This window comes from Terribacillus saccharophilus (genome assembly GCF_000725365.1).
Classification (GTDB): domain Bacteria; phylum Bacillota; class Bacilli; order Bacillales; family Amphibacillaceae; genus Terribacillus; species Terribacillus saccharophilus.
Genome location: NZ_CP008876.1, coordinates 2,637,223 through 2,656,730, shown reverse-complemented (window position 1 = coordinate 2,656,730; position 19,508 = coordinate 2,637,223). Strand labels below are relative to the sequence as shown.

The window sequence follows — 19,508 nt, the reverse complement described above, 5'->3', positions numbered from 1 at the left end:
TCCTTTGTATCTTAATTGATACAATACCTTTCCACATCTTCATGGCTATGAAACGTAGAACCGAAAGTAATACTATGAAGCTTCGCCTTTATCACTTGCTGATACGAAGCACTTTCACCTCATAGGAAGCCAGCTGTATATCTCCTTCTACATTCCCTCCATCCAGCACATCTTCATACAGTTGATCCAGCTGTATTTCTCTCGTCTCCTCACTGAAATTCATAACAAAGACAAACGAGGAGTTTGCATCATAGCGCACTTGAATGGATACCCCTTCTTGCTTCGTAATTCCGACTGGCGGGTAGATCTGCTCTGTTTCCAGCAGTTCCGCATAAAAGTCGTCCTGGAATGCCCCCTCTAATCTAGCACCGATATAATAAGCAACGCCTTCTCCATAGGCATGCTCGGTAACAGCTGATGTCCCCTTATAGAAATCTTCTTCATAATTCCCTAAAGTCTTTGCCCCTGTAAGCTCAATCACTGTTGCATAATCCTTCACTTCATACTGTTTACTTCTATAAAGTACTTGATTGCGATCTCGCGGATAGAGTGTGTCTGTTTCCAATGGTCGTATTCCGAAAATAGCTGTGAGCTTATCCTGCCATGCTCCTTCGTGTACAAGATCATGCTCATTTACTACGCCGCTGATGTACGTCATTACAAGCTTTCCTCCATTTTTTACAAACGACTCGAGTTTTGCGGCAGTCTCGTTATTCATCATATAAAGCATCGGGACAACTAAAAGCTTATATTTGGAAAAATCGTGATCTTTCATAATGACGTCCACTGGAATATCCTGTTTCCAAAATGGCCGGTAATGTGCATGCATCGTTCTGATATATTGCTTGGAATCCAATCCATATCCTTGCGCATCTTCCAACGCCCAGTCGTTTTCCCAGTCATACAAGAATGCAACTTCGGCTGCGCGATGCGTTCCCTTTAGTGCTGCAAGCTTTTCCATACTCTTGCCCAGCTCCGCAACTTCTTGGAATACACGATTATCTGGAGAACGATCATGATCTACGACCGCCCCATGAAACTTTTCCGTTGAGCCTCGTGATTTACGCCATTGGAAATAGAGAATACTGTCTGAGCCATGAGCAAGCATCTGCATCGAAGCAAGGATGTGCATGCCTGGTCGCTTCGCTTTGTTCACCGGATGCCAGTTTACGGCACTTGGTGTATTTTCCATTAGCAAAAACGGCTGATCTTTCAGTGTCCGGTATAAATCATCAATGAATCCAACCTTCATCGCAAGCTCCGCTGTTGTCTCCCAGTCATTATGCCAAGTCGGATACGCATCCCAGCTGATCACGTCAATTTTATCTGCAAAACGGTTGTAATCCAGTCCACGGAATGGAATTAGATCAGGTGTGTCCGCCATGAAGTTCGTTGTAACAGGAATATCCGGTGTTATCTCGCGTAAAGGAACCAACTCATTTTCCATGAAACGTACAGTTTGATCTGTCGAAAATCTCCGCCAATCCAATCGCAGTCCATGTAGACCATCCTCTCCGTTTGGCGATGGAGATTCTACCTGCTCCCAATTTGTAAAAGTATGACTCCAGAACGGTCCCCACCATGCATCATTTAAGGCATCTAGATTTCCGTCGTATTTCTCTTTCAGCCATTCACGAAAAGCAGCCTGGCAATTTTCACAATGGCAATCGCCGCTATACTCATTAGATATATGCCATAGCAGCAAAGCCGGATGCTTTCCGTACCGCTCTGCAAGCTTCCGGTTTATCTTCTCCGTTTTCTCCAAATACGTCGGAGAAGTAAAGCAATGATTATGTCTGCCGCCATGCAGCTGCTTTACTCTCGCTGCATTGACCCGCAGTACATCTGGATACTTTTGGGACATCCAAGCAGGACGCGCACCGCTTGGAGTAGCCAATATCACTTTGCCGCCAAAGGAATGTATGTCATCGAAAATCTTATCCAGCCATTCGAAATTGTACACACCCTCTTCTGGCTCTAATGCACTCCAAGCAAAAATACCGACCGAGAAAGTATTTGTATGTGCTGTTTGCATCAATTCGATGTCTTCTTTCAGAACTTCAGGATACTTCAGCCACTGATCTGGGTTATAGTCTCCACCATGCAGCAAAAAAGGTGCTTTTAACTCGCGCTTTGATTTATTCATTTTCTTCTCTCCCTTTTCTGGTTATCCTTTCGTTCCGCCGGTCGTCAGCCCGGAAACAAAGTTTCGCTGCAGCAGCAAGAAGACGATGGCAATTGGAATACTTATCAAGATCGCTCCGGCAGCAAACGTTGTATAGCTTGCCCCCATTACTTCATTTACTAAGTTAAATAGGCCGATCGGAAGCGTATAGGCTTCAGTCGTTCGCAGTATGACGGAGGATAAAACAAAATCTCCTAATGGCACCGTGAACCCATTCATGGCGACAACCGCAAGCATCGGTTTCGATAATGGCATGATAATCTGCCAAAATGTCCGGGTGAAGCTAGCACCATCTATCCGTGCACTTTCATCAAGCTCCATCGGAATGGAATCCATATAGCCCTTCATTAAGTAGGTATTCATTGGAATTAAGCCACCGATGTACAGCAGAATCAGCAGCCAATGACTGTTGACCATATCCAGCATCTGCGCCAGTACAAAGAGTGCGATCAGTGCAGAAAATTGCGGAATCATCTGCAGCAGCAGAAAGACGGTCAATGTGTTTTTCCTGCCTTTAAAACGGAAGCGCGAAAAGGCATAACCTGTAAACGATACACTGATGATGGCACCAACCATCGTGAAAAAGCTGATTTTAACCGAATTTATATACCACTGCCCATAAGGCAGAGAAGCAGAGCCTTCGAACAGTTCCTTATAATGTGCCAACGTCGGATTTTTCGGAATGATGGATGTACTGATTAAACTGTTTCCAGGGTTGAAGCTTGCGCCAATTGTCCACGCGAGCGGATACAGAATCATAATCGACATAACAATCAGCACACCATAGGAAAGTGTAAGGCGAATCAAACGAGATCGATTGCGCATGCTTATGCTCCTTCCTTGAATGTACTTGATTTTCGGAACTGCCATAATGCAATGGATACGACAACAACTGATAACATGATCGTCAGGGCAGCTGCCAATGCATATTGGCTGGACTGCATTGTCAGTTTATAAATCCACGAAACTAAAATATCTGTACCGCCGGCAGTGGAGTCCGGAACCGCCGGCCCTCCTGCATTAAACAGATAGATAATATTGAAGTTATTAAAGTTGAATGTAAATTGCGTGATGATAATGGGCGAGATCGACAATAGAATCATTGGCATGGTAATGTGGCGGAATTTTGAAAAGGCAGACGCCCCATCAATTGTCGCTGCTTCATACAAGTCCTCAGGTATCGATTGCAGCACACCTGTTGTCACAAGAAAAATGTACGGGAAACCAAGCCAGCCTTGCATCATGATCAGTGCGAATCGTGCCCAGTTTGGATCTGTCAGCCAAGGGATGGCGTCGATGCCTAGTGCAGCCAGGATATCGTTGTTCACCGCTCCGAAGCTATCATTGAATAAGCCAGCAAAAATCAAGATGGTGACGAATCCAGGAACTGCCCATGGCAAGACGAGAATCGTACGAAACAGTTTTTTGAAACGGATTTCTTTTTGATTTACAACTACTGCGAGAAAGATTCCTAGTGCGACTTGCAGCGTGGACGCAACGATTGTCCAGACTACCGTCCATGCAAGTACATCGAAGAAAGTTGAGCGCCAGATGTCGACAGTGAAGATTTCCTTGAATGTACTGAACCCGACCCATTCGACCAGTTTAGCTGGTGGTGAATTATATAGATCATAATTCGTAAAGGCGATCGCAAAGCTGAAAAGGATTGGGAAAACGACTGCAAATAATAGCAATAAGAATGCTGGTCCGCTGATCAAATACGGATAACCTTTGAACAGCACATGCTGATACTGCTGCCGGAGTGTATACAGTGTCTGTTTGTTATCTCGCATAATGCCTGTTTTATAGGCGTCCCGCAGATTCAAATAATAGACTATCAAACCTAGGAAGATAACAATCAACGCTATGAGTCCTTCTGCCAGCAAGAAAATCGAGTTATCTCTTGGAAGCTCAGTCCCAAGCGTGACGATACCCCACAATCCCATATTCAACAGATCTTTAAATGCAACAAAGAAAGAAACGGTTATCAGCAGAAACAATAATCCTTTCAGCCATTGCCGATGATAAAACTGACCGAAACCTGGTATGATCGATAGCAACAATGCTACTTTACGATGCTGCATGAATACTCCTCCTCGTACATAGGAAATACGCGCCGGCACAATGCCGGCGCGTCCCTATCATTTTCCGCCGTGATTTGCCTCTATTTGACCTTCAATAGATTTTACCGCCTGATCAAGTGCTTCCTGCGGCTCAGATTTTCCAGTCGCAATTGTCTGCAGGGCAGCATCCGTAGGTTTCCATACTTCATTCATTTCCGGTATACCAGGTGTAAGATCAGAGAACTGTGATTGTTCCGCAATTGCCTTAGAAGCATCACTTTCCATTACTTCCTGATCTTCTGCCAGCGCCTTCACTGCTGGAACTTCTTTTGTTTTTTCATAACGAACCTTAGAAACTTCTTCATTACTCAAATACTTTACTAGCTCTTCTGCCAACTCAGCATTCTTTGAGAAAGTACTTACGTTATAGCTTTTAACTCCGATGAATGCACGCATGTTCTCCCCATTTGATAGCTTCGGCAAGGAAGCAATACCATAGTCGACTCCAGCTGATTCAAATGGTTCCAGGTTCCATGGACCTGAAATGATAGCGGCAGCTTTTCCTTCAGTAAACAGCGATTCGATTACATTGATACCTTGCTCACCTACCATACCAGCTGGGAAGATCTTCTCATCGTAGAAACGTTTAATTTCATTCGCTCCTTCTACAGATCCCTCATTGTTTAATCCGATATCTTCCGGATTGAATGTACCATCACCGTTCTTGCCAAAGACATATCCACCATAACCACTCAGAACGCTATTGGCGTAATACGTCTGATCAAACTGTGCAAGAAAGCCGTATTGCTCGCCTTTCCTGACTTCTTTAGAATAATTGAACCACCCCTCCAAATCCTGTGGCAGTTCTTCTTCGGTAATAAGATCTTTATTATAGTAGAGCATCGTCGTTTCAACGGCTTTCGGAAGTCCATACACTTTGCCATCAACGATCTGTGACTGCATGGCTGACTCCGTGTAAGTGGATTGGAGTGCTTCATCTACAGCTATTTCTTTCACCAAGCCCTCTGTTACAGCCGATCCCATTTGATCTCCCGGCATTGTGAATACATCCGGTCCTGACCCTCCTGGACCATCCAGGCGTAAATCTTCTAATTGCTGCGCATAGTTCTTCTCAATTATCTCTACCGTCACATCATGTTCTTTCTCAAATTCAGCAACAGCGTCTTCGATACCGATGGCTTTCTCTTTATCTTCCCAAATAACCAATTTGTCACTTTTCTCTGACTCACTACCATCAGCACCACTCTCTTGCGGTCCACATCCAGCCAGCAAAACTCCCGTCATCAAACCAGATACCAAGCCAAGCATTAGCTTTTTCCTTTTCACCCGACCCCACTCCTTTTGTTGAAAGCGTTTACAACAATAAAGATAGCATTATAGTAATACGAAGTAAACAATTATTTTACTTATATACGGTAAATAATTTACGCAAACAAAAAACGACCTTTTTAGTCAGTCGTTTTCGTCAAAGTACTCTTTCTTTCGACAATCTCTCCAGTAATTAGTACTGTTTTGGATAATGTCCGTTTACTCAATATCTGTTCCAAAAGCAAATCAATAGCAGTCTTGCATACTTCACTCAGATCGATGCGGATGGTCGTCAACGGAGGTGAAACGTATTTTGCAACACTGATGTTATTGATACTGATTACACTCACTTGGCCAGGAATAGCGATACCTTCTTCGTTTAACGCCTGAAGCATACCAACTGCAATCGGATCAGCTGCTGCAACGAATGCACTAGGCAAAATCTCCAGTTCATCTATCGCTTTTTTCATTAAGCCATAGCCATTTTCAACACTGAAACCACGCCTGCAGAGAACTGATTGATCATCAAGTATACCCTTTTGCTCCATATAGGATCGAAAGGCCTTTTCCCTAAGATCCATCTCATCTGCCATCGTATCCGGGTTTTGAAAAGTACCTCCAATGAAGCCGATATGCCGGTGCCCTTGCTGCAATAAATGGTCTATCTGCTTTCTTGTCATCCATTCTAAATCCGGACGTACAGCATCGTAGTGATCTGGATCTGGTGCTGAATCTATGAAAACACCATTCTTACTTAGAGTCTGAAGTTTTTTGCGCTCCGCCTTAGTAAAGCTCCCTACCGCCATAAAACCTTGAATCGTATCCGGGACAGCTTCTATCCCATCTTCTTTTTTGTACAAGGTCATTTCGACATTTCGTTCTTTCGCACATTGTTCCAGCGCTTTACGCATCGTCTTGAAGTAAACATCCTCCAGCTCTTCTGTATCTGTTACCCAATAAAGAAATGCTATTTGTTTGATGCGCATATGAACTTCCTTCTTCCGGTAGTTCAGCCGTTCTGCCACAGCGAATATCTTGTCCTTCGTATCTTCAGTCACAGAAAGGCTGTCATCGTGATTCAGCACTCTCGAAACTGTCGAAACGGAATATCCTACTTCATTCGCAATATCCTTGATCGTCGCCATTCTCTCACCTCTTCTGCTTTGAATTATGACAGATAAGCTAATGATAGTAAACTTTTTACTAAAACTTTATACTGACTTTTGTATGGAAGTATTTCTTGCTTCCACTTTCGCCTTGTAGTACACTATCTCTAACTTAGTTAATTAAATTAATAAAGTCTATTTAGGAGGAATTGTAATGACGGTTAACCCGAATTTAACAGCTTCATTTCAAGAGATCTTTCAAACTTCAGAAACACCACGCCAATTCTTTGCTCCCGGAAGAATCAATTTGATTGGCGAGCACACCGATTATAATGGAGGACATGTATTTCCAGCAGCAATCTCCTATGGCACTTACGCTTTGGCTGTAAAGCGCAATGACAATTTACTCAGATTTTACAGCATGAACTTTTCTGAAAACGGTATCATTGAACGGACATTAGATGATCTTGCCTATCGTTCTGAAGATAATTGGGCCAACTATCCAAAAGGTGTACTGCTTTATTTGCACCAAGCTACCGATAAAATAACATCTGGTATGGATATCCTTTTTTATGGTGATATACCGAATGGCGCGGGTCTTTCTTCTTCCGCTTCTATAGAGCTAGTCACAGGTGTATTGGCTGATAGTGTGTACGGACTTGGAATGGAACGAATTCCGCTTGTACAGCTTGGGCAACGGGTGGAAAACGAATATATCGGTGTAAACAGCGGTATCATGGACCAATTTTCAGTTGGAATGGGCAAACAAGGACACGCCATTTTGCTTGACTGCAATACATTGGACTATGAGCATGCCCCTGTGGATCTGTCTGAACATGTCATCTTAATCGCCAATACGAATAAACAACGAACATTATCTGGCTCAAAATATAACGAACGACGATCAGAATGCGAAGCTGCTCTGCAGGATTTACAGCAAGAACTGAAGATTAATAGTCTCGGTGAGCTTACACCAGATATTTTTGAACAGCACCATACATTAATCAGCAATCCCGTTCACGTCAAACGGGCACGCCACGCCGTGTACGAGAACAATCGCACAATTGAGGCACTAAAGAAACTCCAAAGGCATGACTTGGCTGCATTCGGGGAATTGATGAATGATTCGCATCGTTCACTGCGGGATGATTATGAAGTGACCGGACAGGAACTCGATACGATTGTTGAAGCTGCTTGGGCACAGGATGGCGTTCTTGGCGCCCGTATGACTGGTGCTGGATTCGGCGGCTGTGCTATTGCACTAGTGGAAAAAGATAAAGCGGACGCTGTTCAAGCAGGTATCCAGCAACACTATAAAGAAAAAATCGGATATGAAGCAACCTTCTATACCGCAACAATCGGCGACGGTGCAAAGGAACTAGCATAAAAGGACGTGTTCATATGATTTATTCAGATATTGAGAGTTTATTGGAACAAACTTGTAAGGAAGATTTGATACAGGAACGGGATATCATCTATGTACGCAACCAGGTGATGCACTTGTTGAAGATGACAACATATCCGGAACATAAGATTTTAACAAGCTCCGATTCAATACCGGATTTAGTAGATAGAATCATAGAATATGCCGTAAAGGAAGATATTATCGATAACATTCTGGATGAGAAGGAGATGCTTGCTGCATCGTTGATGAATTGCTTCATGCCTCGACCTTCCACTGTTCAAACTTTATTTGAGGGCTATTATAAGAAATCACCTGAGCAGGCAACGGATTACTTTTATAATCTAAGCAAGAACAGCAACTACATCCAAATGAATCGGATCAAAAAGAACATATCGTATAAAGCACAAACAGAATATGGCGAAATGGATATTACTATCAATTTGTCCAAACCAGAAAAAGATCCAGAGCAAATCAAGCGCGAGCGGATGACCAAGCAGGATAATTCCTATCCTCTTTGCGTGCTCTGCAAAGAAAATGAAGGCTATGCCGGCAGAGTCGGTTATCCTGCACGCTCTAACCACCGCGTAATTGAATTGTCACTAGGAGAGGAAAAATGGTTTTTCCAATACTCGCCGTATGTTTATTACGATGAACACAGCATCGTATTATCAGAAGAACATCGGGATATGAAAATAAATGCAGATGCATTCCGCAGACTGCTTGAATTTGTAGAAAAGTTCCCTCATTATTTCATCGGCTCGAACGCTGATTTACCGATTGTAGGAGGCTCCATTCTCTCCCACGATCATTATCAAGCAGGACGCTATACCTTTGCCATGACCAATGCGGAAGAACGCTATACCTTCCCGATTCATGCGCACCCGGATGTAAGTGCAGCTGTGCTCAATTGGCCGCTGACGGTCATCCGCCTCAAGGCGGATGATCAAGAAAAGCTTGCGAAAGCAGCAGAAAGCATTCTAGCGTTTTGGCGTGATTACGATGATGAAGATGCGTCCATTCTGTCTTTTACAGACGATACGCCGCATAATACAATAACTCCGATTGCTAGGATGCGGGATGACTTGTATGAAATGGATCTTGTACTTCGCAATAATCGTACGACAGCTACCCATCCATTAGGCATCTTTCACCCGCATGCAGATGTGCATCACATCAAAAAAGAAAATATCGGCTTGATTGAAGTAATGGGTCTTGCAGTTTTACCGCCACGCTTAGCAACGGAGCTTGAAACAATTTATAAGTTCCTCGCCGGAAAAGCAGATGAAGTGGACGCTCCGCACGAAGAATGGGCTCAGGAATTGCGGAAGAAACATGGCTTCCTTCACAACGAACAATATGCAAAAGAAGTTGTACAAAAAGAACTTGGCCAGAAATTTGTCCGTGTATTAGAGGATGCTGGTGTCTTCAAGGATGATAAAGCCTTGCAACGTTTTATCACAAAACTTAATCAGAAAGTGGTGTCTTCATGATCGAAAAGACTGCGCTTCAGGATGGATGGGAATTGTACACTGTTACTAATAATAAAGGGATGCGGCTTGAAGTGTTGAACTTTGGGGGCATCATTACTTCTTTAGAAGTCCCTGATAAAGACGGAAACTTGGAGAATATTGTACTAGGTTATCGCGAACTTCAAGATTACAAAGATAATCCGAATTACTTCGGAGCCTTAATCGGCCGTGTTGCTGGACGGATACAAGACTCAGAATTCGAGTTAAGCGGTGACTCATTCCAACTGAAAGCAAATGAAGGGAAACATCATTTGCATGGCGGTCCTGAAGGCTTTCACCAAGTACTTTGGGAAGTTGAACCTTTTGAAGAAAATCAAACAAACGGCCTTCGACTCTCTTATACTAGTAAGGATGGTGAAGGCGGCTATCCAGGCAATTTAACGGTGAATGTCACTTATACTCTTACTGAGGACAATAAACTGGTGATCCTTTATGAAGCAACAACTGACAAAGCAACTCCTGTCACTCTAACAAACCATACGTACTTCAATCTCAGTGGCAACCTGAAAAGGACTGTTGCAACGCAGCAGGCAATGGTCGCAAGTGATCATTACACGGAGTTGGATGAAGAACTGATTTCAACAGGAAGACTGCTGGATACAACTGATTCTCCATTCGATTTGCGATCATTCAAACCACTACAGGAAGTATTCAGCACGCTGCATGATCAGCTTCGCATTGCCGGGGAAGGCATTGATCACTATTTTTTATTCTCAAGCAAAGAGAAACCAAAAGCAGGGCTCTATGACCCCGAAAGTGGACGACTAATGACTATTGAATCGAACCAGCCTGGTCTCGTTTTATACACGGGCAATGGACTGGATGATTCATTGGAACTAAAAGAACGCAAGTCGGAAAAGTACCTGGGCATTTGTTTCGAAACGCAGGCTTTCCCTGCAGGCTTGCATCATGACGGTTTTCCTGACCTCATTCTCAAGCCGGACGAAACGTACCGAAAAGAAACTTCATTCTCTTTTTCTATTAAATAACCAAGTAGCAAACAGCTAGTCTTATGACTGGCTGTTTTTTTATGTAAAAATACCTATGCTTTCCGATGGATATTTCAGCTTCTATATCCTCCCAAAAGTAAAAATATCCTATATGAAAACCTTCACAAAAGGTACTAATATATCAAATTTACCAATTTATAGATATATCTTTTGAAATTTAGGTTATAGAGGCTTATTGTATCGACTAATGTTACAGAAAAGTTACACATTGTAACAAAATCTGCAGATTCACTACATAACATGGAGGGTTATGACGCTATTGAAACTATGTATACACAGATATTGTTGCCAGCCGTTAAAACTGCTTCAGCTAATTCCCAATGGAAAGAGGTAAAAGGATGAGCAAACGAAAAAACTATGATCACAAAAAGAACATGCAACGGAAAAATAAACTACGTGTGGCAAAGCGCTCCTCCGCTCTGCTTGCAGCAGCCGCAATCGTTGTAACACCTTATGTATACGATTCCGAACAAAAGACCCTCAGCAAATATACTGCTGAAGCTGCTGACATTGCTGTAATTGGCAACCAGACGCTTAGCGCAAACTATTCGGGTGGCATTCTGACCCTTACTCTTAGAGGAAACCAACTAGCCAATATTGGCGCTATAAGCAACTACTCACCCAACTTCCAATTGCCTGAAGAACTATCAAGTCTGCTGCAGAATCCTAATATACGTTCCCAAACTACTATCAACTATTCTATTCCATACGTAGGTGTCGGCGGTGTGGCAAACTTAACCCACACTGGATCCGTCACCGGAAGCAATCTGACTGTAAACACAACTACAAATTCCTTTGGCGCCAATATCCGACACACACTAGGTATCGCTGTCTCCAGTCCGACAACCTTTACCGCTCGCATCAATCTAGCAAATTTAGGCATCACCCAGCTGCCAACTGCCTCAGACGGCAGATTGGATTTCCGTGCCATCGCTGCAGATTCATTAATTGCAAACGTAGATTTACTTAACAGACGGGGTGCTGCCACCTCTATTACGACAGGTATTACGGATACGCAGCCGCCAGCAGCTCCTGTCCTTAGTTCCGTAGACAGTGACGATACAACACTTACAGGTACTGCTGAAGCAAACAGCAGAATCAATATCACACTGCCTGATGGCTCTACCGCAACTGCCACTACAGATGCAAACGGTAACTGGTCTGCTGCTATTCCAGCTCAACAGGCGGGTGGAACTATTTCTGCTACTGCTACGGATGCAGCAGGTAACAGAAGTTCAGCGGGTACAGTTTCGGTTACTAATGCTGATACCGAACCTCCTGCGGCACCAGTAATCAACTCTGTGGACAGTGATGATACAACGGTCTCTGGTACAGCAGAAGCAGGAACAGTAATCACGTTAACACTTGGCGATGGCTCAACAGTTGAAGCCACTACCGATGAAGCTGGTAATTGGTCAGCTGAGATTCCGGCTCAAGCAGCAGATACAACAATCACAGCTGTCGCGACTGACGATGCCGGTAACGAAAGTGACGCAGCTAGTGCGACCGTAACAAATGGTGATACAGAGGCTCCTGCCACTCCAGAGATATCACCGATCGACAGCGACGATACAACTTTATCGGGTACAGCAGAAGCTGGTTCTGCCATCACCATAACACTGCCTAATGGCTCAACAGTCGAGACAGAAGCAGATGACAATGGGAATTGGTCAGCAGAAATACCGGCACAAGATCCCGATAGCGATATTTCTGTCACTAGCACGGATGCAGCCGGCAACCAAAGTGATCCTGGCTCAGTTACAGTAACGAATGCGGGCGGTGGCGCGGATACAGAACCCCCTGCTGCACCAGTCATTGCTCCAGTCACTGATGAAGACACAACACTGACAGGTACAGCGGAAGCGAATGCGGACATTGTCGTTACATTGCCTGACGGTTCAACTGCTGAAACAACTGCAGATGCAGATGGGAACTGGACTGTTGAAATACCAGCTCAAACTGCAGATAGCAGCATAACTGCAGTCGCTGTCGATGAGGCCGGGAATGAAAGTGAAGCTGGAAATGTCACCGTTACTGATGCAGACTCCGAGGCACCGACCGCTCCGGAATTCAATCCAATTGATAGTGATGACACTTCTCTTTCTGGTACAGCTGAACCGAATACAGATATCATCGTTACACTTCCAGATGGTTCATCTGCGGAAACAACTACTGATGCAGATGGTAACTGGACTGTTGATATCCCTGCTCAAGAAGCGAATAGCGACATCACAGCAATCGCTGTTGATGAAGCAGGTAATGAAAGTGATGCAGGTTCTGTCACCGTTACCGATGCTGACACTGAAGCACCAGGCGCACCGGAAATTAACCCAATTGATAGCGACGACACTTCCCTTTCCGGTACAGCTGAACCGAACACAGATATCGTTGTCACACTTCCAGATGGTTCTACTTTAGACACAACTACTGATGCAGATGGTAACTGGACTGTTGATATTCCTGCTCAAGAGACAGGCAGCGTCATCTCCGTTACCGCAACAGATGAAGCCGGAAACGAAAGTGATGCTGGTACTGCAACAGTTACGAATTCAGATACAGAAGCACCAGCAGCTCCAGAAGTTAATCCTGTTGATAGTGACGATACTTCTCTTTCCGGTACTGCAGAACCAAATACGGATGTTGTCCTAACATTTTCCGATGGTACAACAGTGGAAACGCGATCAGATGCTGATGGCAATTGGAATATCGAAATTCCAGCTCAAGAACCTGGCACTGAGATCTCTGTTGTCGCAATTGATGATGCCGGTAATCAAAGTGATCCGAGCACCGTCGTAGTAATCAATTATGATTCAGCTCCTCCCGCAGCTCCGGAAATAAATCCGGTCACTAACGCCGATACATCTATTTCTGGTACAGCTGAAGCAAATGCAACAATTATTGTAACGCTGGCGGATGGCACAACTGCAGAAGCAATAGCTGATTCTGAAGGTAATTGGACTGCAGAGATTCCTGCACAAGATCCAGGAAGTGAGATCTCAGCAATTGCTATTGATGAAGCTGGAAATGAAAGCGAATCTGAATCTATAACTGTTGCTAATTCTGATACAACAGCACCTATAGCTCCAGAAGTCGATCCTTTAGATAGTGACGACACTTCTCTTTCTGGTACAGCTGAAGCAAATACAGATATTATCGTTACTCTACCGAACGGAGCCTCCGTTAGAACGACAGCTGACGCAGATGGTAATTGGACTGTTGACATTCCATCTCAAAATCCTGACGCTGTACTTTCAGTTGTAGCAGTTGACGAGGCTCGTAATATCAGTGGCGCTAGTACAGTTGTTGTATCGAATGCCGATACTACCGCTCCAGATGCTCCGGAGATTAATGCAATAGATAGTGATGATACTTCTCTTTCCGGGACTACGGAAGCAAACGCTGATGTCATTGTTACGCTACCAAATGGGACTTCTGTCAGAACGACTGCCGATGCAGATGGCAACTGGACAGTTGACATTCCAGCCCAAGATCCTGGTGTGGCACTTTCAGTTGTAGCTGTTGATGAGGCTCGCAATATGAGTAGCGCTAGTACGATTGTTGTGACGAATGCTGATACTACTGCTCCGGATGCTCCGGAAGTCAATCCTGTTGACAGTGACGACACTTCTCTTTCTGGGACGGCGGAACCGGATGCGGACATTATTGTGACACTTCCGGATGGTACTTCTGTCAGAACGACTGCTGATGCAGATGGTAACTGGACAGTTGATATTCCAGCTCAAAGCCCTGGTGCTGCGCTTTCTGTTGTAGCGATTGATGAGGCTCGTAATGTTAGTGGCGCGGGTACAGTTGTTGTAACGAACGCGGATACTACTGCTCCGGATGCACCAGAAGTTAATCCTGTTGACGGTGACGACACTTCTCTTTCTGGGACGGCGGAACCAGATGCGGATATTATCGTGACGCTTCCAGACGGAACTTCTGTCAGAACAACCGCTGATGCAGATGGTAACTGGACAGTTGATATTCCAGCTCAAAGCCCTGGTGCTGCACTTTCTGTTGTAGCGGTTAATGAGGCTCGTAATGTTAGCAGTGCTAGTACAGTTGTTGTAACGAATGCTGATACTACTGCTCCTGAAGCTCCTGAGGTTGATCCTGTAAACAGTGACGATACTTCTCTTGCTGGTACAGCTGAGCCTAACTCTAATATCATTGTGACGCTTCCTAATGGCTCAACAATCAGTACAACTACAGACGAACAAGGCAACTGGTCTGTTGACATTCCAGCTCAAGATCCTAACGCTATCCTTTCCGTTGTAGCGGTTGATGAAGCTCGTAATGTTAGTAGCTCAAGTTCGGTTGTTATTACAAATGCTGATACTACTGCTCCTGAAGCTCCTGTAGTCAATGCAGTTGATAGCGACGATACTACCCTTTCTGGGACCGCGGAACCAGATGCGGATATCATCGTGACGCTTCCAGACGGAACTTCTGTCAGAACAACCGCTGATGCAGATGGTAACTGGACAGTCGATGTCCCGGCTCAAAGCCCCGGCGCTTCTCTTTCTGTTGTTGCAGTTGACGAAGCTCGTAATGTTAGCGGCACTAGTACGGTTGTTGTAACAAATGCTGATACTACTGCTCCAGAAACTCCAGAAGTCAATGCAGTTGATAGCGACGATACTACCCTTTCTGGGACCGCGGAACCAAATGCAGATATTATCGTCACGCTACCTAATGGCTCAACAATAAATACAGCTGCAGATGCTCAAGGTAACTGGTCTGTTGACATTCCGGCTCAAGACCCAGACGCTATCCTTTCCGTTGTAGCTGTTGACGAAGCTCGTAATGTAAGCGGCTCAGGGTCAGTTGTTGTAACAAACGCTGATACTACTGCTCCCGATGCTCCTGAGGTCAATGCAGTTGATAGCGACGATACTACCCTTTCTGGGACTGCAGAGCCAAATGCAGATATTATCGTCACGCTACCTAATGGCTCAACTATAAATACAACTGCAGACGCTCAAGGTAACTGGTCTGTTGACATACCGACTCAAGAGTCTGGCGCTGTCCTTTCAGTTGTAGCTGTTGACGAAGCTCGTAATGTAAGTAATTCAGCCAATATTACTGTGCAGGCTGGCGAATCTGATATACCTGCACCTCCAGTAGCAGGGCCAATTACAGCGAATGATAACTTTATATTTGGCCTTTCCGGGTTCAATTCATTTATCTTCCTCTACCTACCTGATGGTACAGTGATAGAAACAAGAGCAAATGACCAAGGGCAATGGTCTGCTGAAATTCCGCCACAAGATGCCGGCAGTGAAATAACAATCATTGAAACCGATCAAAACGGTAATAGCAGTGAACCTACCGTATTAACAGTTGGTGATGAACCGGACACAGAGGCTCCCGCAACACCTATAGCTTTACCTGTATCCAACACAGATACTTCGTTGACGGGTATCGCTGAACCGGACACTACAGTAGTAGTAACACTGCCAAACGGCACACAGCTAGAAACCGTTTCAGATACTAACGGTAATTGGGTAATTGACATCCCGACTCAAGAAGCAGGTGCTGAACTTTCTATCATCTCTATAGATGCTGCTGGTAATCTAAGTGCTTCACAAGTTGTTAGTGTCATTGACAATATTCAGCCGGAAAGCCCAGCTGTAGATCCAATAACCGACGAAGATACTTCTCTCTCTGGTGATGGAGAACCTGAATCTACGGTTGTTATTACACTACCTGATGGCTCTATTGTGGAAGCTCCGGTTGATGAAGATGGCAATTGGGAAACTGACATTCCGGCTCAAGAACCAGGAGATGAAATTACTGTTGTCGTAACAGACCCAGCTGGCAACGTAAGTGATCCTGTCGTCGTTCCGGTAGAAAACAGTGATACACAAGCTCCAGATGCTCCTTCTGTTGATCCAGTAACGGATGAAGATACGAATGTTTCAGGCGATGCAGAACCTGGATCAACTGTAGTTATCACACTTCCAGATGGCTCTATCGTAGATGCTCCGGTTAATGAAGAAGGAAATTGGCAGGCTGAGATTCCAGCTCAAGAATCTGGTGAGGAAATCAATATCGTCGTCACAGATCCAGCAGGCAACGTTAGTAATCCTGTCATCGTTCCAGTTGAAAACAGTGATACAGAAGCTCCGGATTCTCCTTCTGTCGACCCAGTAACAGATGAAGATACGAATGTTTCTGGTGATGGAGAACCTGGATCTACGGTCATTATCACAGTGCCAGATGGCTCTACTGTGGAAGCTCCGGTCGATGAGGATGGCAATTGGCAGGCTGAAATTCCGGCTCAAGAGCCCGGCAATGAGATCATCGTGGTCGTCACCGATCCAGCTGGTAACGTAAGTAATCCTGTCGTCGTTCCGGTAGAAAACGGAGATACAGAGGCTCCGGATGCTCCTTCTGTCGATCCAGTCACGGATGAAAATACGAATGTTTCTGGTGACGGAGAACCTGGTTCAACTATCGTTATCACACTTCCAGATGGAGGAACTGTAGACACTCCGGTCGATGAAGATGGCAATTGGGAAGCTGAAATCCCAGCTCAAGAACCTGGTGATGAAATTGTTGTGGTCATCACCGATCCAGATGGTAATGTAAGTGATCCTGTTATCGTTCCAGTTGAAAACAGCGATACACAAGCTCCTGATGCTCCGGCTGTAGATCCAGTAACAGACGAAGATACGAATGTTTCTGGTGACGGTGAACCTGGTTCTACTGTCGTTATCACGCTTCCAGATGGAGAAACTGTAGTAGAAGCTCCGGTCGATGAGGATGGCAATTGGGAAGCTGAAATTCCAGCTCAAGAGCCTGGTGATGAAATTATTGTAGTCGTAACAGATCCAGAAGGTAATGTAAGTGATCCTGTCATCGTTCCGGTAGAAAACGGTGATACACAAGTTCCGGATGCTCCTTCTGTCGATCCAGTCACGGATGAAGATACGATTGTTTCTGGTGACGGTGAACCTGGTTCTACTGTCGTTATCACACTTCCAGATGGAGGAACTGTAGAAGCTCCGGTCGATGAAAACGGCAATTGGGAGGCTGAAGTTCCGGCTCAAGAGCCTGGAGAAGAAATTGTTGTGGTCATCACTGATCCAGAAGGTAATGTAAGTAATCCTGTCGTCGTTCCAGTAGAAAACGGAGATACTGAAACACCGGACGCTCCGGCTGTAGATCCAGTCACGGACGAAGATACGATTGTTTCTGGTAACGGTGAACCTGGTTCAACTATCGTTATTACACTGCCAGATGGAGGAACTGTAGAAGCTCCGGTCGATGAAAACGGCAATTGGGAAACCGAGATCCCTGCTCAAGATCCTGGTGAGGAAATCATTGTTGTCATTACCGATCCTGATGGCAACGTAAGTGATCCTGTGATTGTTCCAGTAGAAGATGAAAATACAGAAGCTCCGGATGCTCCATCTGTCGATCCAATTACCGATAATGACACTGATGTTTCCGGCGATGCAGAACCTGGATCGACTGTTGTTATCACACTTCCAGATGGCTCTACTGTAGAAACTCCGGTTGATGAAAACGGCAACTGGGAAGCTGACATTCCGGTTCAAGAACCTGGCGATGAGATTATTGTTGTCGTCACTGATCCGGACAATAACGTAAGCGCACCTGTTATCGTTCCAGTTGAAGGTGAAGATACTGAAGCTCCAGACACTCCTTCCATTGATCCAGTAACGGATGAAGATACAAATGTTTCTGGCGATGGAGAACCTGGATCTACCGTTGTTATCACACTTCCAGATGGCTCTACTATAGAAGCTCCAGTTGATGAAGATGGCAATTGGGAAGCTGACATTCCATCACAAGATCCTGGTGATGAGGTTATCGTAGTGATAACTGATCCAGCTGGAAATGAAAGTGATCCGGTTATCGTTCCAGTAGAAAATGCTGATACAGAAGCACCAGACACACCTTCTGTCGACCCGGTAACGGATGAAGATACGAATGTTTCTGGTGACGGAGAACCTGGATCGACGGTTGTTATCACACTTCCAGATGGCTCTACTATAGAAGCTCCAGTTGATGAAGATGGCAATTGGGAAGCTGACATTCCATCACAAGATCCTGGTGATGAGGTTATCGTAGTGATAACTGATCCAGCTGGAAATGAAAGTGATCCGGTTATCGTTCCAGTAGAAAATGCTGATACAGAAGCACCAGACACACCTTCTGTCGACCCGGTAACGGATGAAGATACGAATGTTTCTGGTGACGGAGAACCTGGATCGACGGTTGTTATCACACTTCCAGATGGCTCTACTATAGAAGCTCCGGTTGATGAAGATGGCAATTGGGAAGCTGACATTCCAGCACAAGATCCTGGTGATGAGGTCATCGTAGTGATAACTGATCCAGCTGGAAATGAAAGTGATCCGGTTATCGTTCCAGTAGAGAACGGTGACATAGAAACACCTGAATCTCCTTCCGTTAATCCAATTGATGAAGGTGATGACACAATTTCAGGAGGAGGAACTCCTGGTACTGGTGTTATCGTTATCCTTCCAGGGGGTAATACAGAAGAGACAACGGTTGACGACGATGGCAACTGGTCCGTTCCGGCACCTGGACTGAAGCCTGGTGATGAGATTACTGTTATTGGTAAGGATTCTGATGGTAATGAAGGTAAGCCTACCCGAGTAACTGTTGGCAATAATGAAGAAGGCGGTACAGATACGTCCACAGTCCTTCCAGGTAGTGGGTCTTCTGATGGTACTTATGATGGAAGACAGCTGCCACAGACATCCAATAACTTCTTCACATCCATTTTGATCAGTGCAGGAGCATTGATTGCAGGAGCGATTTCACTCGTTGCATCTCGCTTTAGAAGAAAAAATCAGTAAATAACATTCAGGAAGAGGAGCGG

General features: G+C 44.8%; 9 protein-coding genes. 4 read left to right on the top strand and 5 right to left on the bottom strand.

Going from position 1 to position 19,508, the window contains the following annotated elements; translation table 11 throughout:
- Positions 1-91: 91 nt before the first annotated feature.
- The 5 genes from GZ22_RS13325 to GZ22_RS13305 all read right to left on the bottom strand — a co-directional run bounded on the left by GZ22_RS13325 (position 92) and on the right by GZ22_RS13305 (position 6,722).
- Entirely contained in the window at positions 92-2,146 is a 2,055-nt protein-coding gene (locus GZ22_RS13325; protein WP_038563406.1) for a beta-galactosidase, read from the bottom strand.
- A gap of 21 nt (positions 2,147-2,167) precedes the next feature.
- Positions 2,168-3,010, bottom strand: a complete 843-nt coding sequence (gene ganQ / locus GZ22_RS13320) for a galactooligosaccharide ABC transporter permease GanQ (RefSeq protein WP_038563404.1) — start codon at positions 3,008-3,010, stop codon at positions 2,168-2,170.
- A 2-nt stretch (positions 3,011-3,012) separates the two neighbouring features.
- Entirely contained in the window at positions 3,013-4,269 is a 1,257-nt protein-coding gene (ganP, locus tag GZ22_RS13315; protein ID WP_038563401.1) for a carbohydrate ABC transporter permease, read from the bottom strand.
- Positions 4,270-4,326: 57 nt separating this feature from the next.
- On the bottom strand, positions 4,327-5,577 hold the full coding sequence (gene ganS, locus GZ22_RS13310; protein WP_038566069.1) for a galactooligosaccharide ABC transporter substrate-binding protein GanS: 1,251 nt from the start codon (positions 5,575-5,577) through the stop codon (positions 4,327-4,329).
- A gap of 140 nt (positions 5,578-5,717) precedes the next feature.
- Positions 5,718-6,722, bottom strand: a complete 1,005-nt coding sequence (locus tag GZ22_RS13305; protein ID WP_038563398.1) for a LacI family DNA-binding transcriptional regulator — start codon at positions 6,720-6,722, stop codon at positions 5,718-5,720.
- Positions 6,723-6,897: 175 nt separating this feature from the next.
- Between GZ22_RS13305 and GZ22_RS13300 the strand changes: the two genes are divergently transcribed.
- From GZ22_RS13300 to GZ22_RS13285, 4 genes are all read left to right on the top strand, one after another.
- Complete coding sequence (locus GZ22_RS13300; protein ID WP_038563396.1) at positions 6,898-8,070, top strand: galactokinase; 1,173 nt, start codon at positions 6,898-6,900, stop codon at positions 8,068-8,070.
- Positions 8,071-8,084: 14 nt separating this feature from the next.
- Positions 8,085-9,578, top strand: a complete 1,494-nt coding sequence (gene galT, locus GZ22_RS13295; protein WP_038563393.1) for a UDP-glucose--hexose-1-phosphate uridylyltransferase — start codon at positions 8,085-8,087, stop codon at positions 9,576-9,578.
- Positions 9,575-10,606 (top strand): aldose epimerase family protein, encoded by a 1,032-nt coding sequence (locus tag GZ22_RS13290; protein WP_038563390.1) that lies wholly within the window; start codon positions 9,575-9,577, stop codon positions 10,604-10,606. Before galT ends, GZ22_RS13290 begins: the two co-directional genes overlap by 4 nt.
- A gap of 359 nt (positions 10,607-10,965) precedes the next feature.
- On the top strand, positions 10,966-19,485 hold the full coding sequence (locus tag GZ22_RS13285; RefSeq protein WP_038563388.1) for an Ig-like domain-containing protein: 8,520 nt from the start codon (positions 10,966-10,968) through the stop codon (positions 19,483-19,485).
- Positions 19,486-19,508: the final 23 nt, after the last annotated feature.